This is a genomic window from Rhizobacter sp. P3_B12, from assembly GCF_056402895.1.
Window position 1 is genome coordinate 1 of the sequence record NZ_JBFUGN010000654.1, and the last position, 3,521, is coordinate 3,521.

Sequence of the window (3,521 nt, forward strand, 5' to 3'; positions counted from 1 at the left end):
GTGTGCGGCGCGGGGCGAGATCACCGCGGCGAGCACCATCAGGCCGGCCTCGTTGGCGAGGCGGGCGACCTCGGCGATGCGGCGGATGTTCTCGTCGCGGTCGGTGTCGGTGAAGCCGAGGTCGCGGTTCAGGCCCTCGCGCACGACATCGCCATCGAGCATCAGCACGGGCCGCCCGGCCTGCAGCAACGTGCGTTCGAGCACCGCGGCGAGCGTCGACTTGCCGGCGCCGCTCAGGCCGGTCATCCACACCGTGGCGGGGTTGCTGCCGAACACGCGTTCACGCAAAGGCGCGAGCGACGGCAACGGTGTGTCGGACAGAGAGGCATCAACGAAAGTCGGCGGCATCGTCATTCCTTTCACGCGTGGGTGCACAGCGCTTGGCCCATAGTGTGTGCGATGACGGATGGAAGCCCGCAACGCTGCAGCAGCGAGGAATGAGGGTCCGGATGCGGGAAACAGGAATCGGGAATCGGCGTTCTAAGATGCCGGCAGAGGCATCCGATGGCTGAACTCGCAACTCCCTTCCGTCATGAACAAGGAGAAAAAATGACATCCCGCTTCTGGTTGGCGCTCGGCGTGGGCGCGCTTCTTTCCCTTTCAGCAGCAGCCCAGGAGGTCACGCTGACGCGGCTCGATTGCGGCACCGGGACCAACGACCCGCGGCGCTTCAGCGATGCCTTCGCCTACACCGAGACGACCAAGCCCTTCAGCTTCAGCTGCTACGTCATCCGCCACGGCGCGGACGTGATGGTCTGGGACACGGGCTACCTGCCGGGCTCCGTTCCGAGTGCGACCAACAAGCCGCTGGCCGATCTGCTGAAGCAGATCAACGTCAACCCCGAGGATGTGAAGTTCGTCGGCATCAGCCATTTCCACGCCGATCACACCGGCCAGCTGGCCCCGCTGAAGAATGCGACGCTGCTGATCGGCAAGGGCGACTGGGACGGCATCAACGCCACCCCGCCGATCGCCAGTGCGAACGTGAAGGGCTTCGCCGAGTGGATCGCCGAGAAGCGCAAGGTCGAGCCGCTGAGCGCCGACAAGGACGTGTTCGACGACGGCACCGTGATGATGCTGCGCGCGCCGGGCCACACGCCGGGGCACAGCATCCTGCTCGTGCGCCTGAAGGAGATGGGGCCGGTGATCCTGAGCGGCGACGCCGTGCATTTCCACGAGAACTACGAGCACGACGGCGTGCCGGGCTTCAACTACGACCGCGCGCAGACCCTCGCGTCGATCCAGCGGGTCAAGCAGATCGCGAAGAACCTGAAGGCGACGGTCATCATCCAGCACGATCCGCGCGACATCGGCAAGTTGCCGGCGTTCCCGGCTGCGGCGAAGTGACTCGCCTCATCGGAAGAGGCCGCCGCCGTGCGGCACGTTGCGCCCGATAGGTACCTGCAGGCTCGCTCGTGCAGCGCGCGCGCGACCAAGCCGAAGCGGCTTGGCGCGGCCTGCCGGCCCGAATCGTCAGGACGCCGCTGGCGTCGAAGTCGGAGTCACCGCCTTCGGGGGCTGGGTACCGTCGGACTTGCGGCGCTTCCTGCCGCTTGCCGTCTTTCTGACTTGTTTGGCAGAAATGGTTCTCTTGCCTACGCGCTTCTTCTTGGACAGTGCCATCTCGATCCTTTTGAGTAAAAGGGATGAGGATACACGCGGCAAGCAACCGGAACGGGATGGACCTTGCGTCCAGGGCTGACATGCCAGGCAACTCAGCGACCGCGAGCCACCGCGTAATACTCGAGCTGCCGGTCCTCACGCCACGGAGCATTGTGGTCGCCGGTGGCGATGAGCAGCTTGGCCTTGCCGCGCAGCTCGAGGTCGGGTTGTTCGTTCGGTTCAAAGCCGGCGTCGATGAAGTAACGGCTCGGCGCAGAGCCGCCCCGGTAGAACGTGACGCGGAACGTCTTGCCGTCGCGCGTGCCTTCGACCAGCCCGCGGCTGCCATCGGACATGCTGTAGCTCCCCGTCAAGGTCCGTGCTACGTCCTTCAGCTCCATCGAGCCGTGGATGYCGCCCAGGTCGATGTTCCATGCGCCCGAGAAATTCCTGCGGGTCGGGGATTCCTGCCCGGTGGATGGCGCGACGTCGATCTTCAGGCTGCCGACAAAGGGTGTGCGAGACCTTGTGGTCAGCGTCGCCCTGATGTCCGCTCGGCCCGCGGCATCGGCGATGAACTCGAGCGGGCGCTGCGTCAGCTTGGTAGAGGCGTCGATCTTCTTGGTCGTTGCGGTGAGCTGCTGCACGGTGTCCGAGCCGGGCCTGAGCAATCCAGCCGGGTAGCTGATCGTCAACACCCCTTCAGACAACGGCACCGGCGAGCGCGGTTGCACAAAGATGTCGATGGTGACGACATCGCCCTGCTTCGGGTTCAGCGTCTGCGAGACGAGCAGCACCTCGCCCTTCTCCTCCCACACGATCGCATTGAACACCTCCTTCAGCGGTGTGAACACGTAGGCCAGCACGCTGCCGATCGACGTCGCGACAATGACCAGCAACGGTGTCAGAACTGCCTTGACGTCGACCATTCGAGCGCTGCCGCCCGGTTCCGGTTGCCGCCGCCCACGGCCGCGATTGCGCTGGCTGCTCATCGCTCGACGTACAAGGCGTTCGGCACGAAGTTCGCCGTGCCGGCGCCACAGTGCCTGCCCAGCGCCGGTACGTACAGGTGCGCGCCTGGGCCGCCGTCCATCGCCAGCGCGTTCAGGATCGGTTGCCCGTCGCTCGATCGGTAGCCAAGCAGCAGGCGCGAGAACTCGGCCAAACTGCCTGCAGCTCCGGACGGTTCGTGAAGCACGAAGAAGTAGATGTGGCCGCGCGCGTCCAGCGCGATGGCGCTGCGATCGAAGCGATCGTCGCCCGCACTGCGAATGCCGTCTCGTCCGTCTTCGACAAGCAAGGGCTTGGACTGCAGGACGTCGGAATGGTCCGACGCTGCACCGGCGCTCGCGATCGGGAGGATCGACACGCCGTGCGCCGACGCCGCCACGATGCCGCCACTGGTCCAGTTGAATCGGGCCGAGACTGTTTTCCCGTCGGCCTTGACGAGGCCGAGCGGGATCAGCCGGCCGCTTGGATCGATGTCGAAGAAGCCTCCGCTCATCACGCCCAACGCTTGCGAGCCGAACACGGCCGGAAACAGCTCGGCTGGCGCCTGGTTCGTGCGCAGGTCCTTGACGCGCAAGCGGGCTTGGCCGGCTTCCAGCACGCACAGCTCGACGCCGAAAGTCACGGACGCGGGAACGGCATCGCGGTACGACACGAACCGGGCGGCAGCCTGCCCTAGCCGCGGCAGATCGGTCGATTCGCGATGTTGCTCCAGCAGGCCCAGCAGGYGATCTCGCGGTGGGTCGGCAGCGACCGCGCACATGGCATGCGTCAGCAGGATCCATCCCAGCAGCCTCCGCATGTCGCACGCCCTCCGTCCGAAGAGTCTGACACGACCGCACGGCTGCCGCAAACATCCCGTGCAGTACGGTCCCGCCGGGATGCCGGCAGGCGCGGCATCAACTTGCAAT

The 3,521-nt window shown here is 65.8% G+C and carries 4 protein-coding genes; 1 reads left to right on the forward strand and 3 read right to left on the reverse strand.

What is annotated here, in order from left to right:
• Positions 1–348 (reverse strand): adenylyl-sulfate kinase (locus AC1D01_RS25545; protein ID WP_477871343.1); only part of this gene is annotated, 348 nt, incomplete at its 3' end.
• Positions 349–549: 201 nt separating this feature from the next.
• On the opposite strand from AC1D01_RS25545, the gene AC1D01_RS25550 reads away from it, so the two are divergent.
• Positions 550–1,347 (forward strand): N-acyl homoserine lactonase family protein, encoded by a 798-nt coding sequence (locus AC1D01_RS25550; RefSeq protein WP_477871345.1) that lies wholly within the window; start codon positions 550–552, stop codon positions 1,345–1,347.
• A 368-nt stretch (positions 1,348–1,715) separates the two neighbouring features.
• Here AC1D01_RS25550 and AC1D01_RS25555 read toward each other — a convergent pair whose 3' ends face one another.
• Positions 1,716–2,594, reverse strand: a complete 879-nt coding sequence (locus AC1D01_RS25555; protein ID WP_477871347.1) for a hypothetical protein — start codon at positions 2,592–2,594, stop codon at positions 1,716–1,718.
• Positions 2,591–3,412 carry a phosphodiester glycosidase family protein gene (locus AC1D01_RS25560; protein ID WP_477871349.1) on the reverse strand — a complete coding sequence of 274 codons (822 nt, stop codon included), beginning with the start codon at positions 3,410–3,412 and terminating at the stop codon, positions 2,591–2,593. The genes AC1D01_RS25555 and AC1D01_RS25560 overlap by 4 nt, the downstream gene beginning before the upstream one ends.
• Positions 3,413–3,521 lie beyond the last annotated feature (109 nt).